Raw genomic sequence first — 15,684 nt, 5'->3', positions numbered from 1 at the left:
GTCTGAAATTCAGTTTTCAGACGGCCTTTTTAAAGAGCCTGCTCGGATTGTTATCAATTCACCCGGTTTTGCATTATAATTGTGCAAATTTGACTCACTCGAAAGAAAATAAATTGGAAGGATTACAACAACTTGTAGATTTATTGGTGGGTTTTGTCGATTGGATATTGAAATTACTGGCATTCTTGTTTTAAACTACGTTCCATTCTTTTATACATTAAAGACGTATTTTCATCATGCAAACCGCGCAACGCTCTGCTACTTTCTTCTATTGGTACCACACAAACGTGCGGTACTTTTTTGCGCTTGTCTAAAACAGACCAAATTGAAAATACGCAAATTAGAGCCGCCTCATTTGAGCGGCTTTTTTTATACCCACCATGGCCGCTTAAATCCACCCATTTTTAAGAAATAAGGAATACAGCCATGACTGCCTCAACTAAAATCCACAGCCAAACACAAATGTTACACACCTGCCGCATGGTCGTTGACAGCAACAGCCACCACAGCATGCTCAACATGCACACTTTGCCTGATTCGCCTGACAGCCTCATCAGCGAAGCCCTGATTCCGCAAGTACGCACCATCGCGACCTTGATTGCCGCAGAGCGCCACGACTTCAATCAAAGCAGCCCCAACGTTTTTACTGATGAAGCGGATTTCTTCGCAGCGCGTATTTTGGTTTTGGGCGTACGCCGTTTCCATTTGGACATTACCCTGCTGCCTATGCTCAAAACCGCCAACAAACGCGCCGAAGCTTTCGCCAAACGCCATCACATGCCCTTCTCTCCCGCTGAAATGCAAATGTCCCTGCACACCCGCCGCCCTGCCAACCTGCTGATTATCGAAACCGAACACGAAATGCCCGCACTGGGCAATCTGGCTGCCAACAGCCGTGCATTTGCAGCGCAACTTTCCAATATTATTTTGTAAAACTACTTGAAAAACAGGGAAATGGTTTAATATTAGGCGAACACACTCCGCCGAAATCTCGGCAAAGACAAACTTCTCTCAGGAAAAACAATGAAAAAACTGATTGCCTTAGCCGCCCTTTCCACTTTTGCCCTTGCTGCCTGCAAAGACAATACCCAAGCGCAGCTTGAGCAGCAACAAAAACAAATCGAAGCATTACAACAACAGTTGGCACAACAAAACGGCCAACAAGAAGACAATACGGTTTACCAGCTCACGCCTGAAGCCGTGAAAGACACCATTCCTGCCGAGGCACAAGCCAACGGCAACAACGGCCAACCGGTAACCGGTACAGACGGCCAACAATATATCTACGACCAATCCACCGGCAGCTGGCTGCTGCAAAGCTTGGTGGGCGCGGCAGCCGGTGCATTTATCGGCAACGCATTGGCCAACAAATTCACACAGGCAAGCAATCAAAACAGCCCGATTGCACGTCAAGCCCGTGCCAACTATTATCAAACCGCACGTCCAAACAGACGCACCAGCCAACAGCTGAATACGCGCACCCTGCGTGCCCAGCAACAAAACGCTCAACAGCAACAGCGTTACCGCGAAACCGCGCGTCAGCCTTCCAACTACCGCCGCCCAAGTATGGGTCGGGGCTTTGGCCGCCGTCGCTGATTTAGTTTATATTCCATCTTTGATATAAACGCTCCCAATATAAAAGGCCGTCTGAAAATCTGATTTTCAGACGGCCTTTGGTTTTTCTCTATTTTCTTATTGCAGACTTGTGGGTCTGTCTGTATGACTTATGCCCAAAAGTCTCGCGGAGCATCCAATACGGGTTTGACGATACCGGTACGGATGGCAAAATCACCAAAACCTTCCTCATCCAAACGGTTTCGAGACCAATCCGCCACCCAGCCTTCGACAATTTCAAGGATTTCAGGTTCGGTAATATTTTCTTTAAACAGGCGCGGAATGCGGGTGCCTTCGCGGTTGCCCCCTGCGTAAAGGTTGTAGCGACCGACTGCTTTACCGACCAAACCGATTTCCGCCAGCATGGCGCGACCGCAACCGTTGGGACAACCGGTTACGCGCAAAACGATGTATTCGTCTTCCAAGCCATATTTGGCGAACATTTCATCAATTTTATCGGAGAATGTCGGCAGGAAGCGTTCGGCCTCCGCCATCGCCAGCGGGCAAGTCGGCAAGGCAACGCAGGCCATTGAGTTCTCACGCTGGATGGTAATCGATTTGCTGATAAGGCCATGCTCTTTGGCGATTTTATCAATCGTGTCTTTCAATTCGGGCGGTACATTGGCAACCACCAGATTTTGATTGGCAGTCAGACGGAAGTCGCCGCGATGAATTTTGGCAATTTCACGCACGCCAGTTTTTAAAGGTCTGCCGGGATAATCAAGCAGACGGCCGTTTTCAATAAACAAAGTCAAATGCCAGTTGCCTTCATGCCCTTGTACCCAGCCGATATGGTCGCCGCGATGGGTAAATTCGTAAGGGCGGATGGGTTCAAACTTAATGCCCATGCGTCTTTCGACTTCTTCTTTGAACACATCCACGCCGACGCGTTGCAGCGTATAGCGTGTACGCGCTGCTTTGCGGTCGCTGCGGTTGCCCCAGTCGCGCTGGGTGCTGACGACGGCTTCGGCGGCGTTAAGGGTGTATTCGAGCGGTACGAAACCAAATTCGTAAGAAATGTTTGGATAAGTTTTGGTATTACCGTGTTCACTGGATAAACCGCCGCCGACCAATACATTGAAGCCCACCAACTTGCCATTTTCTGCAATCGCCACAAAACCCAAATCGTTGGAATGAATGTCCACATCGTTATCGGGCGGAATCACGACGGCAGTTTTGAATTTGCGCGGCAAATAGGTTTTACCCAAAATCGGCTCAACCTCATCGGCAATTTCTTTATTGCGCGGCTCGGTCGGCTCGGTCGTGAACACTTTTTCGCCGTCCAGCCACACATCGGCATATGCCATGGTGCGCGGCAGAAGGTGCATACTGATGCGCGCCGCCCATTCATAGGCTTCTTGGTGCAACGTGCTTTGCACCGGATTGCTGGTACACAACACATTACGGTTGACATCGCTGGCTGTGGCAATGGAATCCAAACCTAGTTTGTGCAATGCCTGATGTGCCTGTTTTAAATCGGTTTTCAGAATGCCGTGGTATTGGAAAGTTTGACGGTTGGTCAGGCGGATGGAGCCGTAAATCGTATTTTCACCGGCAAATTTGTCGATACCCAGCCACTGCTTCGGCGTAATGATGCCGCCGGGCAAACGGCAACGCAACATCATGTTTTTTAAGGGTTCGAGCTTTTGTTCGGTACGCTCGGCACGGATGTCGCGGTTGTCCTGTTCATACATGCCGTGGAAACGGATAAGCTGAAAGTTGTCGGCAGTAAAGCCGCCGGTAAAATCGTCTTTCAACTCTTCCTTAATCGTACCGTGCAGATAATCGCTGCGCTCTTTTAAGGCTTCGTTGCCGGACAAAGGCGTCTCGGGCAGCTTGGCACGTGGGTCGGTTGTGGTAGCAGTCATTGAAGCACTCCTTATTTTTGATATAGGCATTACTTTAATGAGGCCGTCTGAAAATGAGAAAGAATGGTTTGTTTGTTTTAAAGACGATTTTGTTATATTGGCAAAATATCGCACTAACTTATAGACAATTTGAATTTACTATATTTATGTTCTGACTGATGAACGTTGGCAGATCAAAAATAAACTAAATCGATGGCTTACATCATTAGCCTGCGTCAAGCCCGATTTTAATTAAATCCACTATAATCCATTATCTTCCACGGACTTAAACCGTAAAAATACAGCAAGCAAACTTTATGCCTCACTCCCTTATACGCACCTTCGCACAAACCTTTGGTTTTCCCTATACAGAAACGTTGCAGAAACTGCCCCCACTGGAAGGTAACCGTCATCTACATTTGGGTGCATTAGCCGACTTCTACCGCCATATGGACGGCATATGGCATTCCGACAATCTACTTGCCAATTATTGGCTGGAGATGGAAACTCTGTTTTTACAATGGGTGACTTATCCCAAATTGCCCAACAGTTGGCACGATTGGGCCTTCGGCTGGGATAGGAAGACCAAGCAATATCTGCCTACACAAGGCTGGCGTGAAGAATGGGCGATATTTGGCATAATGTTTGACGATTCAATTCTTTTTGCTGATACCACCGCTCCCGGCAGTCCTGTTTATTGGTTGATAATAGGTTACGGTACAATAGAAAAACGCCGCCTTATCGCCCCTTCCGTAGCAATACTAATGCAAACCTTATTGGCAATTTATGATTTTGAGCGCGAATGGCGGAAAGCAGGCGGGGAGTTCTACGATGAAGAAAGCTGCGACATACCTCCAGAATTATATTCTGCTCTGCATGATTTACTACAACGGGAACTGCCACCAGAATGCGCGGCAGGATTTGAAAAAGCGTTTTGGGGCTGATGCTGTAATTGCAATCTAGAAAACCTATTCTCTAGCCGTCTGAAATTTCGGCTTTAGGGAACAATTATTTAAAATAATATGATTGATTCGTTTGAAATATCAGTTTGAAAATGCTTGAAGGATTGATAGGCTGCTGAGATATAAAAAGGCCGTCTGAAAATCTGATTTTCAGACGGCCTTGATATTGGATGGGGCAAACCGATTAGGCTTGTTTGTTCCAACGTTCGATAGATTCTTTGATGACTTGTTTCGCTTCTTCTACATCGCCCCAATATTCAACTTTAGTGGTACCTGCTTTTTTCAGGTCTTTGTAGTGGTTGAAGTGGAACTCGATTTGTTTGATCAGTTGTTGCGGCAAATCGGCCAAAGTTTTGTAGGCGTTGCCGTTGTTACGGTCGTCGGCCGGAACGCAGACGATTTTGTCATCCACTTCGCCGTCGTCAACGAATTTCATCACACCGATAACGCGTGCTTCCAGGAAAATACCGGTTGCCAAAGGCTGCTCGGTCACCAGCAATACATCCAATTCGTCGCCGTCTTCGTCCAAAGTTTGCGGAATGAAGCCGTAGTTGGTCGGTTTGGCGAAAATTGCCGGTTCAACGCGGTCGAGTTGGAAAGCGGCCAGTTTGCGGTTCCATTCGATTTTGTGGTTGCTGCCCGCAGGGATTTCGTTGACAACGTTGATGATGCCGCCGTCCACATCGCCCGGGGTCAGGATTTTATTGAAGTCTGCCATGATGGTTTCCTTTGATTTTAAATAGAGTCAAACGGCGAAAGTATAGCAAACCCAAGGCCGTCTGAAAATGTGAAACTGTCGTATTCAGACGGCCTTTTTGGCATTCAGCCTTTTGACCAGTTCTAAAATTGCGCGTTTATTGGAAGGCGAAAACACTTTTTCTGCCGCTTCTTCCGCACTAAACCAACCGTAGGCAACGTGTTCGTCCGGTTGCAGGACGATAGGCGTATCGCGCGGAATTTGGGCGGAGAAGATGTGTTCGCGGTTTTCAAAAACGCCTTTGGGATAGCGATGGCGCCAGTGATGATAGATTTCATAAACGGTGCTGTCGTGCCAGTTTTCCAGCTGTCCGTCTGCAAGGCGGATACCGGTTTCTTCCCACACTTCGCGCCATGCGGTTTCTTCGATACGCTCGCCCTCTTCCAAGCTGCCGGTAACCGACTGCCAAAAACCTTGCGGCGCCGTGCGTTCAATCAGCAGGATATTGCCGTCTTTATCATACAAAACAACCAAAGCGGAAACGGGATACTTCAAAGGCTTACTGCTCATGACTTGTCCTTGCCGGTTTGGTTGGGGAGGCTGATTTTTTGTAGTAAGTAAGCCAAAAGGTTTTCCATGTATCACTCAAAAATGGGAAATTGATATTCAGACGGCCTTTGCCGGAAATCCGCAAAGGCCGTCTGAAATTATACCTGATTTAACTGCGCCAGTTTCCGAGACACCAGCTCTGCCGCTTCTTCCGGCGAGTTGGCTTTAAATCCTGCTTCACCAAAATACGAAATTTTAGGCAAATCACACAAAAACTTATCGACGTCTTGCGCCGTCAAAAAACGACCGTGCAAATCGAATCCGACATTTAAAGCACGCCCTTTGATTTCCGCCACCCTGTCATGCAAATGGCCGTACAAGTGATACCAGCCCTGATAGCAGCCGTCCCATTCCTGAATCGGATAGTGAAAGAGAACCAGTGTATTCTTAATTTCCGGCAATTTGAGTTTCAAATACGGCAGTATGGACGACAGCAGCGGATGGCCGTCATGCTTGGTTTGGCTGCGGAAAAAATCGGCATACTGCCGAATCACATGATCATGATTGCCGTAAATCAAGTGATGTTGCCCGTTTAACCGCGACAAAACGCGCTCTATCTGCTTATGGTCTTGGGCAAAGGAAAAATCGCCCAAGTTGTACACCGTATCTTCAGGCGTAACGGTTTCATTCCATATCCGGATTAAAAATTCATCCATCTGCTCCACGTTATCGAACGGTCGAAATTGGGGGCAGAATTTAGCGATGTTTTTATGTGAGAAATGTAGGTCTGATGTGAAGTAGGTTTTGCTCATACCGTGCTTTCTGCGTTGCAGGCTTGAATCGTATCACGCGCGGGCGTATGCTGAGTAATGTTTATTGTGTGCTTCAAGGAGTTTTTATGCGTTTGGTTATTGCCGCGCCGGCCAACGGCGCAATATTGAAAGACGCGCTCAAAGCGCATCTGCAAAACGACCCGCGCGTCAGCAGCTTGGTCGATTTATCCTCGCCCGAAGGGACCTATCCGCAACTCTCGTTTGCCGCGGCCGAAGAAGTCGCGGCAGGACGCGCCGACCGTGCGCTGTTGATTTGCGGCACCGGCGTGGGTACGGCAATCGCCGCCAATAAGGTGCGCGGCATACGGGCGGCAACGGCGCATGATTTACTCACCGTCCGCGGCTCGGTGGAAAACTATGATGCGCAGGTTTTATGTATGGGGCAAAACGTGATTGCCGCTCCGGCTGCTTGGGCATTGGTCGATATCTGGTTGGACTTGCGTCACGACACAAACAGCGGCTATGCACCTAAAGTCGGTGAAATTGAAGCATACGAGCGCGGAAAATAAATACATGTTGCTCCATATATTTTCAGACGGCCTTACAGTTGCCGCAAGAATGCTTGGATAAACGCGATTTTATCCAATTCCGGCATAGCATTGAACGCTTCCTGATGCTCGTGGATGTAGTCGATTAAGTGGTAAAACTCTTCATCGACGTGGCGTTTGTCGAGTTTGCGGCCGATATTCCCCTCGTTGCTTCGTCCTAAAAACTTGGAAATCAGGTAATACGGCGATTTGAGTTTGAACAGCATTTCGCCGGTTTGGGCATCAAACACCATAAAACCTTCGTGTTCCACGTTTTTCAGACGACCTTTCAACTCCCCGAACGTGATGTTTTTCAGCGTTTTGGGACGGCGCACTCCGTATTGTTTGCCGATTTCGTCCAATTCCGATTCAGAAAATTGACGGCCGGTCGCCACGTCAATGCAGCCGATTAAAGTTTCGCCAAATTCTTCGCGGATGATGTGCACGTCTTTCGCATCTGTGATTTCAAACAAAAAAGTATGGTTCGGATACGTGCGGAACAGGGTTTCGTATTGAGCGCAATGTGCGGCGGTCATGTCCGCAAACGCGCTATCAAGAGAACCGGTAGTCGAATACAGCACTTTGCCGTCAAACGCTGCTCCGTGGGACGGATGGTCGTCTGAAAGCGATACGAAAGTGCAGCAACCGAGGAAGCCGTTTACTTTTACCACAGCATCCACCAATCTCTCATCGCCGATTCGGATCGGATAACGGCTGCCTTTGGCAATACGTTCCGAATAATTGAACACTTTTTTAAACGGGCGCACGATGATTCGATTATGCGCGTCGATAATCAAACCGCGCATTTCCAGCAAAGCATCATTAAAGCGGTTGTTATAGAACACGCTGCGTGCGTATTTCAACACGCGCAATTCAGGATAACGCTTGGATGCTTTGGCGGTAAAGTTACGGCTGCTGTGTTGCAGATAGTGATCGGTCACAAAGGTTTGCTGCGCCTCATCAAACACCAGCGGCTTATGCTCGATAGCCTGCATCTGTTCGATTTTTTCTAACTGTTCCGCATTTGCCGGCTGCACGGCCTCGATATGGATTTCGTTTGCCACTCGGTTTTGGTTCAACTTGATATACGCCGCCAACACGTCATGCTCTTTTACACCGTGCAGGTTGGGATAGAAATTGTGCAGTCGATAAACTTCTGTTTCAAAACCGCTTTTCTCCGCCTGATCCAATAAATGACGGCAACGCGAAGCTTTTTGGTTGGTATTGGAATTAATGATCAAAATATTTCGATTCGGATTTTGGCGTCCAAGTCTCAAAGTTTCAGTCATCAAAGCATTACCGCGTTTTTGCGCCTTATCCACTGCTTCGCCCGACCAACGATATTCACCATATTCATCGGTAATGAACAAATCGTTTTCAATACGGACCACTTCCGCATCTGGATACTGTACTTTAAATTCGGCGGCTTTTTGTTCGGCAAACGTCGATTTTCCCGAACCTTGATGACCGCGGATTAAGATAAATTTTTGCATTTTGTTTCCTTATTCTTTTCTCAGCTGGTACTGAATAAATAGGCCGTCTGAAAAATATTTCTACCCTTTTTTCAGACGGCCTTAGCTTCAGTTCACAGCTGCCAACGGCGTTTTCTCAATCTCTTCTACCCAGAAATCTGTACCCATACCTCGTTCGGCAAAGGAACCAATCAGGGAGAATACTTGGTCGGAGAAGCCGCCGATGTTCAAGATATCGTGACGGTTTCGTGTTTGAGCCTTGGTGTAGGGCTGGATATCCAGACAAACGAGTTTGGCTTCTGGGCAACGGCGTTTCAGAATATCCCACTCTTTCATCAGGCTGGTTGTGGCGCCCCATCCTTGGCTGTCATCCGCCCAACTTTCGTTGTCTGATACGATGACGACCAAATCCACGTCGGCTTTTTCGCGGTTCAGCATGGCGAGCGGTGCGCTGCATGCCGTTCCGCCGCCACCAACATTGGCGAGTTTTTCGGCGTTGGTCATGATGCTGTCGCGCGGATTGAGCTTGACGTTTACCGTGATTTGTTCAAACGGTATCACGCGGGCTTGCGGATTGGTACGCAACATGGCGGCGGATACGAGCGCGGCAATGTCGATGCAGCGGGTTTTGCTGGTCGCGCTGCCGCGATAGCCTGTAACTGAGCTGTGCATAGAGCCGGAAACGTCCGGACAAACCACGACTTTGCCTTGGATTGCCGGTACGTTTTGTACGGCGGTTTCCATCGCATCTTGCAGGGCTTCACGGATTTCAGACGGCATTTGGTCAGATGTTGCCTGATACGCGGTCAGCAACTGATAAGGCAGGACGCGGGCGCGGGCAATGGCGGTTTCGTCACGCAGTTTTTCTGCCACCATTTTGATGTTTTTGCTTTTAGCAAACACTTCGTGGCGCAGGAAAGTGTTCAGGTTTTGACGAATCTGCTGCCATGAGCCGTTGCGGGCGATTTGTGCCCAGTCGCCGTTGTTCAAGTCTAAAGCAGTGAGCATTTGGAAAGGAACGTTGGGCAATTCGCCTTGGCGGCTTTGTTTGTAATCTTCAAAAGCGCGGGTAATGGGTGGCAATGCTTCGCGGTCGTACGGTTTGCCGATCAGCCATGCAAACCATGCGGCACGCCATGCTTCACGCGGTTTTGGGTGCACCATTTTGACCACGTCTGCCAGCGACGGCGAATTGCCGACGGCGGCGTTCAACAGTTGTTTTTCGGTAGCGGTCAAAAGCCAAGTCTGCATCAGTTTTTTCGGACGGTTGCCGAAAGATTTTCTGCCGACTGCACCGCTGCGGATAATTTGTGCGAAGTTACGCAACATTTTACCGTTGTCCACTACTTGGTCGAATACACGAGCGAGCATGTTCACGTCTTTTTGCGCCAACACGGCAAGCAACAGCGCAGGCATATCTTTCATAAAACCTTTTTGACGGGCATATACGGCAGTTTTGGCAATAAACTCGGCATCCAGGCTTTCTGCCAATTTCAGCACTTGGTCAAGTTGGCTTTGTGCATCAGCATAGAAGGTATTATTCAGACAACCGGTAGCCGCAAGCTGTGCCAGCTGTTGTTTGGGCGTCAGCGTGTAGGCGATGCCGCCGGCTTCATTATGGGTATCGGTTTTAGTAAAACGGTTTTTAATAGATTGAAACAAATTAGTATTAGCCATTTTCATTTTCTTTCATATTGTTGGTTTGAGGCCGTCTGAACTTGTTTTAGCTTTGTTTTTCAGACGGCCTTGAATGGGTGGCAGCGTGGCGGCTAAAGATGAAGAGAAGCGTTTTTAACTGAAAGCTAATGTATTCTCTTCCGGGCATCCGCCTACTGCCGTAGGGCGACCAGTTTAATTAGGATCATTCGGGTTTGTAGCAAGAAAGGAATGTAATCCTAATAGCATTCGCCCATAAGGGGTGGCACATTGGGCAACAAAGAGTGGAGAAATTTTTACGCGCTCTATCCTCTGAGCTACTCTGCCATAGTTGGCGACAGAGACGGGACTCGAACCCGCGACCTCGAGCTTGGCAGGCTGTAATTCCTCCGGTATTTGCCAAATATACCGAAAACGGTTTTTATATCAGCCCGCCTGAATATTTCAGACGGCCTCGAATGGATGGCAGCGTAGCGGATAAACATGAAGAGAAACGGTTTTAACGTGAAAGGTTAATGTACCCTCTCCGAGCATCCGCCTGCTGCCGTAAAAGTAATATGGCACGCAACAAGTTTTTAAGGGAAACATGCCTTTACTCTACCAACTGAGCTACTCTGCTATTTTGGATAACAGAGACAGGACTCGAACCTGCGACACAAGGATATCCATGTTGTAGTTTCCCCAGGCATTTGCCTGCCATATTGAAAAGGGTGAGCGACTAAATAAACAAGACGTTCAACGTCTATCAGACGAGACAGGATTCGAACCTGTTAATCCAAATGTAGTCTTGTTGGCATTCGCCCTGTAACCACACAGCAACTAAATTTACGGAAAATTTTTCTCCGGTAACTGTATTTCCCGAAGCATCTGCTGTATCGTTACATTCACAACATAGCCAACAGCGTGCCAAGAATAAAATTTTTATAAAAATAATTTTTAATTAATTGAATATAAAGAAAATATATTTTAAAGTGGCTTTTATCGCCAAATAGCGTATAATACTAAAAAATATATTTATAGATAGTTATATAGAAAATAAAATATACAAGGATATATGATGCGATTCGATGATTTGGACAAACACTTGCGGCTAAGTAAACGGAAAATTTGTCCTGGAAAAATAATTTAAAGGCCCTCTGAAACATGAATACCATCCCCAAAAAACAAGTCGCCGTCAGCTTTCTTGGTACAGTGCTGGACAAAGGTTTCGGTCAGGGCCGTTGGTTGAAATGGCGGCCAAACGTCGCCATGAATCAGCGTCAAGATTTTCATCTCGACCGTATGGAGCTGTTTTATGCGGAGAAATACCGCGAACTGGCGGATCATGTAAAAGCCGATATTCAGCAAGTATCGCCGCACACAGTCGTCAATCTCGTGCCTATGGAGCTGGCAAACCCGTGGGATTTCTCCGAGGTTTATACCAAACTGCACGATTGGGCAGCAAACTATCCATTTGATACAGAAGAAGAAACCTATCTCACCCACATCACGACAGGTACACACGTTGCCCAAATCTGCCTGTTTTTATTGGTGGAATCACGTCAAATCCCCGGCGTACTGTTGCAAACCGCTCCGCCCAAAAATCAAAGACGCAGTATGGAGGACGGCAATGTCGGTAGTTATGAAATCATCGATTTGGACTTGGCGCGTTACGACGTGCTGGCCGAACGCCTCGCCGCCGTGCGCGATGACGCAGTGCGCTACCTGAAAAGCGGCATTTCTACCCAAAACGCCGCCTTCAACCGCATGATTGCCGAAATTGAACAAGTCGCACTCAACTCTCCTTCCCCCATTCTGCTTTCCGGCCCGACAGGCGCAGGTAAATCCATGCTGGCACGCAGGATTTTTGAATTGAAAAAAGCGCGCCATCTGATTAAAGGCACATTTGTCGATGTAAACTGCGCCACCCTTCGCGGCGACGGCGCAGCATCTGCCCTGTTCGGCCACAAAAAAGGCGCCTTTACCGGTGCTGCAGAAAAGCGTGAAGGCTATTTGAAAACCGCCGACGGCGGTGTATTGTTTTTAGATGAAATTGGCGAATTGGGCTTGGACGAGCAAGCTATGTTGCTCAAAGCCATTGAAGAAAAACACTTTTATCCCGTCGGCAGCGACAGCGAAGTCAAAAGCGACTTCCAACTTATCGCCGGCACCAACCGCGACCTACGCCACGAAATCCGCGCCGGACGCTTCCGCGAAGACCTGTTCGCCCGCATTAATATCTGGAATTACCCACTACCTGCACTCGCCAACCGTCGCGAAGACATCGAGCCCAACGTCGAACACCAGCTCGCCTTAGCCTCGCAAGAACTCGGCCGAACCACCCGCTTCAACAAAGAAGCCCTGGCCACCTACCTCGACTTCGCCCACTCCAACCAAGCACCATGGCGCGGCAACTTCCGCGACCTCGCCGCCAGCATCATGCGCCTGGCCACACTCGCGCCGCAAGGCAGGATACAAGTAGAACAAGTCCAAGCCGAAATCGAACGCCTCAAATGGTTATGGTCGGAAGAACCCTTTTCAGACGGCCTCCTACATAACAGGCCGTCTGAAAAAGCACAAGACTACCCCGATAAAATCGATTGGGACACATTGGATTTATTCGACAAACTACAACTGCAACACGTTATCGACGAATGCCGCAAACATCCCAACATGGCCGCCGCCGGCCGTGCATTGTTCAACGTCTCCCGAACAGAAAGGGCAAAAGTCAATGACAGCGATCGACTGAGAAAGTATTTGCAACGGTTTGGACTGGAATGGGGGGATATTTAAATAGAGTGGGCAGACTAGTTCATTTTGAGAGCATTATTTTTTATCATTTATAAAAAACAAAAGGCATCAATCTGATGCCTTTTTATTTTCGTTAACATAAAAAATTAACGTTCATACCAACGTTTGGTCGATTCACGAATCACTTCTTTGGTTTACTTCAAAAATGCCGCATGATAGGCAATATGCTCGCCAACAAAACTGGCGATGAAGTAATAGCTATGATCATAGCCTTTGTGGAAGCGCACATCGACTGGTTGATTTGCCGCACGACAGGTTTCAATAAAATCTTCGGTACGTAATTGTGTTGGCAAAAACTCATCTTCCAAGCCCTGATCAATGCGCATACCTTGTACTTTATAGCCTTGTTGAATGAGTGAGCTGGCATCATATTGCTGCCATTTTTCGCGATCTTTTCCTAAATAGGCAGAAAAGGCTTTTTCTCCCCAAGGCACGAGGCTAGGCGATAAAATGGGCGAAAAGGCAGAAACACTTTGATAACGTTCTTGGTTTCGCAGCGCCAATACCAATGCGCCATGTCCGCCCATTGAATGTCCCATAATCGAACGTTTGCCGTTGGTAGGGAAATTTTCCTCAATCAGACTAGGCAACTCATTCAAAATATAATCATACATTTGATAATTCGTCGCCCAAGGCTGCTCGGTCGCATTAAGATAAAAGCCCGCACCCTGCCCTAAATCGTAAGCATTATCGTTCGGCACTTGCTCTCCGCGAGGGCTGGTATCGGGAGCAACCACAATTACTTGATGTTCTGCCGCGTAACGCTGAAAGCCTGATTTGGTAATGAAATTTTGTTCCGTACACGTTAAGCCGGAAAGCCAATAAATCACACCAAGCGGTCGATTCTCCGGATTATCCGGCAAATAGACGGCAAATTTCATTTCGCATTGCAGCGTTTGGGCATGGTGTGCCCACACTTGTTGCGAACCACCAAAAATTTGATGTTGTTCAATCAGTTTCATCGCGTACCTTAGTAATGAATAACAGCGCGGATCGATTTACCTTCATGCATTAACTCAAAGGCTTCATTAATTTGATCGAGCGTCATTGTGTGGGTCACAAACGGTTCTAACTCGATATCGCCTTTCATTGAATCTTCCACCATTTTCGGCAGTTCAGAGCGGCCTTTCACGCCACCAAACGCCGTGCCTTTCCAAACACGACCGGTTACCAACTGGAACGGGCGAGTTGAAATTTCTTGCCCTGCACCCGCTACGCCGATGATAATGGATTGTCCCCAACCACGGTGTGCGCTTTCTAATGCTTGACGCATCACGTTTACATTGCCGATACATTCAAAGGTATGGTCAATACCCCATTTATTGATGTCTAACAACACATCTTTGATTGGTTTATCGTAATCGTTAGGATTTAAACAATCCGTTGCACCAAATTGTTTTGCCAGCTCGAATTTTGCAGGATTGGTATCAATAGCAATAATACGACCCGCTTTAGCTTGACGTGCACCTTGCACCACAGCTAAACCAATCGCCCCTAAACCAAACACTGCAACAGAGTCGCCTTCTTGCACTTTTGCCGTATTATGTACCGCACCAATACCTGTGGTAACGCCGCAGCCGAGTAAACATACTTGTTCGTGGTTTGCTTCCGGGTTGATTTTCGCCAGTGAAACTTCGGCAACAACTGAGTATTCACTGAAAGTCGAACAGCCCATATAGTGATAGATCGGCTGACCTTGATAAGAAAAACGCGTCGTGCCATCTGGCATTAAGCCTTTACCTTGTGTATCACGCACTGAAACGCATAAGTTGGTTTTACCTGAACGACAAAACTCACATTCGCCACATTCAGCGGTGTAAAGAGGAATGACGTGATCACCTGGTTTTACGCTTGACACACCTTCGCCCACAGCAACGACCACACCCGCACCTTCGTGTCCAAGCACCACAGGGAATACGCCTTCAGGATCGCTTCCTGACAACGTAAACGCATCAGTATGGCACACACCAGTGTGAGTGTTACGAATTAACACCTCGCCTTTGCGTGGCATTTCTACGTCGATTTCCACAATTTGTAAGGGTTGATTTGGGGAGAATGCCACCGCCGCACGAGATTTGATGGTTGGATTGGTTTGTTTAATTTCCATTATTTTTGCCTTTTAATTCATTAATAAAGTTATCTAGCCTACGAAAGATAACCACAGTTTATACTTTGGAACCCACCCTGAAGCAAGCATTTTTGCAATTTTGGCTCCGGCGATAGCTTGATCGACTAAAGGGCTGCCATGTAATTGGCGGTTAAAGGCTTCCGAATATTTCCCTTAGTCATGAAGCTGTCCAGTATGGCAGGCACCGAATACCCGAGCAAACTCCACCGCCATTTTCCCAACATTGACCAAATGGCTTTGTAAGGTTTGCCAATGTTCGTAAGGCAAGAGATTACCGAGTTTGTCTTGGGCAGAATGGGCGTAGTAAATTAGGGTTTTCATATTGAAATTCTAAAAAATTTAAACTGATATTATGCAATGATAATATGATATTAAATTTAATATGCAAATAGAAAAAATGCTGTCTGAAACTTTTTCAGACAGCATTGTTATTGATTACCCTTTATGACTTGCTTCTAATATCCTTCACAGCTTTCACTAAAGCTTCGGAAAGCGAAGGATCAAAAGAAGAGCGGTCTGCTTGGACAATATTTGAACATACAGCCCCTCTTCCTTACTTAGACATGAGATACGGTGGCAGAGTTTCAACACACAGCCGCCCGAAGGCGG

Annotated in this window: 14 protein-coding genes and 1 pseudogene; 6 read left to right on the top strand and 9 right to left on the bottom strand. The window is 47.5% G+C overall.

The window, feature by feature from the left end; translation table 11 throughout:
* The 3 genes from HMPREF2696_RS11705 to HMPREF2696_RS10000 form a co-directional block, all read left to right on the top strand.
* Positions 1-194: hypothetical protein (locus HMPREF2696_RS11705; RefSeq protein ID WP_210383773.1), on the top strand; the 194-nt coding region annotated here is incomplete at its 5' end.
* Between the two features lie 232 nt (positions 195-426).
* Complete coding sequence (locus HMPREF2696_RS10005; RefSeq protein ID WP_003685697.1) at positions 427-933, top strand: hypothetical protein; 507 nt, start codon at positions 427-429, stop codon at positions 931-933.
* 90 nt (positions 934-1,023) lie between these two features.
* A complete protein-coding gene (locus tag HMPREF2696_RS10000) occupies positions 1,024-1,596 on the top strand; it encodes a hypothetical protein (protein ID WP_004520009.1) in 573 nt (190 codons plus the stop codon).
* 128 nt (positions 1,597-1,724) lie between these two features.
* Here HMPREF2696_RS10000 and cysI read toward each other — a convergent pair whose 3' ends face one another.
* Positions 1,725-3,482: an assimilatory sulfite reductase (NADPH) hemoprotein subunit gene (gene cysI / locus HMPREF2696_RS09995; RefSeq protein ID WP_070588396.1), complete on the bottom strand. Its 1,758-nt coding sequence runs from the start codon at positions 3,480-3,482 to the stop codon at positions 1,725-1,727.
* Positions 3,483-3,778: 296 nt separating this feature from the next.
* Between cysI and HMPREF2696_RS09990 the strand changes: the two genes are divergently transcribed.
* Positions 3,779-4,405, top strand: coding sequence for a hypothetical protein (locus HMPREF2696_RS09990; RefSeq protein ID WP_004520011.1), 627 nt, complete (start codon positions 3,779-3,781; stop codon positions 4,403-4,405).
* Positions 4,406-4,607: 202 nt separating this feature from the next.
* Here the strand turns inward: HMPREF2696_RS09990 and HMPREF2696_RS09985 are convergent, their stop codons facing one another.
* The 3 genes from HMPREF2696_RS09985 to HMPREF2696_RS09975 form a co-directional block, all read right to left on the bottom strand.
* Positions 4,608-5,141, bottom strand: coding sequence for an inorganic diphosphatase (locus HMPREF2696_RS09985; protein ID WP_004520013.1), 534 nt, complete (start codon positions 5,139-5,141; stop codon positions 4,608-4,610).
* An 84-nt stretch (positions 5,142-5,225) separates the two neighbouring features.
* Complete coding sequence (gene nudB / locus HMPREF2696_RS09980) at positions 5,226-5,690, bottom strand: dihydroneopterin triphosphate diphosphatase (protein WP_004520014.1); 465 nt, start codon at positions 5,688-5,690, stop codon at positions 5,226-5,228.
* Between the two features lie 137 nt (positions 5,691-5,827).
* Positions 5,828-6,481: a metallophosphoesterase gene (locus HMPREF2696_RS09975; protein ID WP_004520016.1), complete on the bottom strand. Its 654-nt coding sequence runs from the start codon at positions 6,479-6,481 to the stop codon at positions 5,828-5,830.
* 86 nt (positions 6,482-6,567) lie between these two features.
* Between HMPREF2696_RS09975 and HMPREF2696_RS09970 the strand changes: the two genes are divergently transcribed.
* The gene (locus HMPREF2696_RS09970) at positions 6,568-7,011 is read left to right on the top strand and encodes an RpiB/LacA/LacB family sugar-phosphate isomerase (RefSeq protein ID WP_070588395.1); all 444 of its coding nucleotides are present in this window, start codon (positions 6,568-6,570) and stop codon (positions 7,009-7,011) included.
* Positions 7,012-7,043: 32 nt separating this feature from the next.
* Here HMPREF2696_RS09970 and HMPREF2696_RS09965 read toward each other — a convergent pair whose 3' ends face one another.
* Both HMPREF2696_RS09965 and HMPREF2696_RS09960 read right to left on the bottom strand, forming a co-directional pair.
* The gene (locus tag HMPREF2696_RS09965) at positions 7,044-8,522 is read right to left on the bottom strand and encodes an RNA ligase (RefSeq protein ID WP_070588393.1); all 1,479 of its coding nucleotides are present in this window, start codon (positions 8,520-8,522) and stop codon (positions 7,044-7,046) included.
* A gap of 87 nt (positions 8,523-8,609) precedes the next feature.
* Positions 8,610-10,184: a vWA domain-containing protein gene (locus HMPREF2696_RS09960; RefSeq protein WP_070588392.1), complete on the bottom strand. Its 1,575-nt coding sequence runs from the start codon at positions 10,182-10,184 to the stop codon at positions 8,610-8,612.
* Positions 10,185-11,300: 1,116 nt separating this feature from the next.
* On the opposite strand from HMPREF2696_RS09960, the gene rtcR reads away from it, so the two are divergent.
* Positions 11,301-12,929 (top strand): RNA repair transcriptional activator RtcR, encoded by a 1,629-nt coding sequence (gene rtcR, locus HMPREF2696_RS09955; protein WP_004520021.1) that lies wholly within the window; start codon positions 11,301-11,303, stop codon positions 12,927-12,929.
* 152 nt (positions 12,930-13,081) lie between these two features.
* Here rtcR and fghA read toward each other — a convergent pair whose 3' ends face one another.
* The 3 genes and pseudogenes from fghA to HMPREF2696_RS11375 all read right to left on the bottom strand — a co-directional run.
* Positions 13,082-13,909, bottom strand: a complete 828-nt coding sequence (gene fghA, locus HMPREF2696_RS09950; protein ID WP_049336824.1) for an S-formylglutathione hydrolase — start codon at positions 13,907-13,909, stop codon at positions 13,082-13,084.
* Positions 13,910-13,917: 8 nt separating this feature from the next.
* Positions 13,918-15,027, bottom strand: coding sequence for an S-(hydroxymethyl)glutathione dehydrogenase/class III alcohol dehydrogenase (locus tag HMPREF2696_RS09945; RefSeq protein ID WP_198400586.1), 1,110 nt, complete (start codon positions 15,025-15,027; stop codon positions 13,918-13,920).
* Between the two features lie 120 nt (positions 15,028-15,147).
* Positions 15,148-15,396 (bottom strand): annotated as a pseudogene (locus HMPREF2696_RS11375) (CRISPR-associated helicase/endonuclease Cas3); the annotation flags it as partial.
* Between the last annotated feature and the right edge of the window lie 288 nt (positions 15,397-15,684).

The organism is Neisseria sp. HMSC058F07, assembly GCF_001810035.1.
Lineage (GTDB): Bacteria > Pseudomonadota > Gammaproteobacteria > Burkholderiales > Neisseriaceae > Neisseria > Neisseria perflava.
Note: the sequence above shows the minus strand (reverse complement) of the source record. Positions and strands in the feature narration are given on the sequence as shown.

Bases quoted from the DNA above. Each gene is read 5' to 3' on its own strand.
- HMPREF2696_RS10000 (WP_004520009.1), top strand. From the start codon at position 1,024: ATGAAAAAACTGATTGCCTTAGCCGCCCTTTCCACTTTTGCCCTTGCT.
- fghA (WP_049336824.1), bottom strand. From the start codon at position 13,909: ATGAAACTGATTGAACAACATCAAATTTTTGGTGGTTCGCAACAAGTG.
- nudB (WP_004520014.1), bottom strand. From the start codon at position 5,690: ATGAGCAGTAAGCCTTTGAAGTATCCCGTTTCCGCTTTGGTTGTTTTG.
- HMPREF2696_RS10005 (WP_003685697.1), top strand. From the start codon at position 427: ATGACTGCCTCAACTAAAATCCACAGCCAAACACAAATGTTACACACC.
- cysI (WP_070588396.1), bottom strand. From the start codon at position 3,482: ATGACTGCTACCACAACCGACCCACGTGCCAAGCTGCCCGAGACGCCT.
- rtcR (WP_004520021.1), top strand. From the start codon at position 11,301: ATGAATACCATCCCCAAAAAACAAGTCGCCGTCAGCTTTCTTGGTACA.
- HMPREF2696_RS09965 (WP_070588393.1), bottom strand. From the start codon at position 8,522: ATGCAAAAATTTATCTTAATCCGCGGTCATCAAGGTTCGGGAAAATCG.
- HMPREF2696_RS09960 (WP_070588392.1), bottom strand. From the start codon at position 10,184: ATGAAAATGGCTAATACTAATTTGTTTCAATCTATTAAAAACCGTTTT.
- HMPREF2696_RS09970 (WP_070588395.1), top strand. From the start codon at position 6,568: ATGCGTTTGGTTATTGCCGCGCCGGCCAACGGCGCAATATTGAAAGAC.
- HMPREF2696_RS09990 (WP_004520011.1), top strand. From the start codon at position 3,779: ATGCCTCACTCCCTTATACGCACCTTCGCACAAACCTTTGGTTTTCCC.
- HMPREF2696_RS09975 (WP_004520016.1), bottom strand. From the start codon at position 6,481: ATGAGCAAAACCTACTTCACATCAGACCTACATTTCTCACATAAAAAC.
- HMPREF2696_RS09985 (WP_004520013.1), bottom strand. From the start codon at position 5,141: ATGGCAGACTTCAATAAAATCCTGACCCCGGGCGATGTGGACGGCGGC.